Here is a 1,436-nt window from a genome sequence, read left to right as displayed (position 1 = left end):
CAATCCCAAATGCGTTCAGCAATGGGATAGAGAGCTGCGTAGTTCAGCCAATGCGGGTTAATCCGCTTAAAGCAAAAGTGAAGGGGGAGGGACTTGACGCCTCCCATGTCTATAAATGACTATACTTTTGCCAGCTATGGCGGATCACCCTTCGGTAGGACTCAAAGGCGATGAGGCATCACCCCTGCACGAACTAATTTCCCAGATCTTAGTGTCAGAGGAGTCATCCCAGGGGGGCGAGGCTAGCGGACTGCCGATGTTGGGAACGATGCAACAGCTAAACCAGCGTCTGGCCAATCAACCCGGATTGGATTTTATTAACTACACGCTGCGCGGGATCGGGCAGGTGATCTTTCTCAACAATCCCCTCAGCGGACTGCTGATTCTGGCGGCGCTGTTTATCCAGTCACCCTGGGTTGGCACCATGGGGCTGGTGGCAGTGGTGGCATCGACGCTGACAGCGATCGGGCTGAAACTGGATCGAGACAGCATTCGCAACGGTCTGTTCGGCTACAACGGCATCTTGGTCGGGGCGGCGCTGGCAACCTTTGGTATGTCGGGCAACGGAGCCTGGAACCCAGCGTGGGCGATCGCAGCGATCGTTTTCTCGGCGATGACAACCGTTCTCATGAAGACTATGGGCATCTGGTTTGTCACCAAGTTCAAAGTTCCCCTGTTGACCCTACCGTTTAACATTGCCACACTGCTATTCTTAAGCGCGGTGTTATTTTTGCCCCAGCCCTACTTCAACTTGGGAGCATCAGCACCGTCAGCAACTACATCCAACGCACTCGACTGGTTTCGGATTGCCCAGTCGCTGCCGATCGGCTTTGGACAGGTGTTCCTTGCAGACAAGCTCGCCTCCGCCATCCTGGTTTTCCTCGCAGTTGCGCTCTGTACGCCCGTTGGAGCAGCAGTGGGTCTGCTCGGCTGCATTTTAGGAGTTCTCGCGGGCGGGCTCGTCGGGGTTCCTCCAGAGAAACTGTACGCAGGATTGTGGGGCTACAACGCTGTCCTTTGTGCGATGGCAATTGGTGGCGTGTTCTATGCACCAACAGCCCGCAGTATTCTCATCGGTGCAGCGTGCGCCTTCCTTGGGGCGATCGCAAGCGGTGTCCTCGGTGCCATTTTTGCGCCTCTAGGTCTGCCAGTCCTGACCTTGCCATTCTGTATCGTGACAATCGGTTTCTTCTTAGTTTTGCAGCGAAGTCTCCCATCGCTGGTTCCAGTTGCACTACACGCCGTGACCAGTCCGGAGGAGCATTGGCAAAGATACCTCGCCGCCAAGCACATCATTAAGTAGTCAAACAAAATTAATTACACAAATCAAATAATATGATATACTAAAAACATCAAGTTTTATTTAAAGAGGTTTTATATGTTTTTACTTCGAGACATTAATCCACTTTCATTGAAATTGCTAAACCGAATTTATC

Annotated in this window: 1 protein-coding gene; it reads left to right on the top strand. The window is 52.4% G+C overall.

The window, feature by feature from the left end:
- The first annotated feature begins 268 nt into the window (after positions 1-268).
- The gene (locus ACUVJL_RS16420) at positions 269-1,303 is read left to right on the top strand and encodes an urea transporter (protein ID WP_445246827.1); all 1,035 of its coding nucleotides are present in this window, start codon (positions 269-271) and stop codon (positions 1,301-1,303) included.
- Positions 1,304-1,436: the final 133 nt, after the last annotated feature.

Origin of the sequence: Microcoleus sp. OTE_8_concoct_300, from assembly GCF_031383065.1 — a bacterium.
Lineage (GTDB): Bacteria > Cyanobacteriota > Cyanobacteriia > Cyanobacteriales > Microcoleaceae > Microcoleus.
This window is presented reverse-complemented; position numbering and strand designations above follow the sequence as displayed.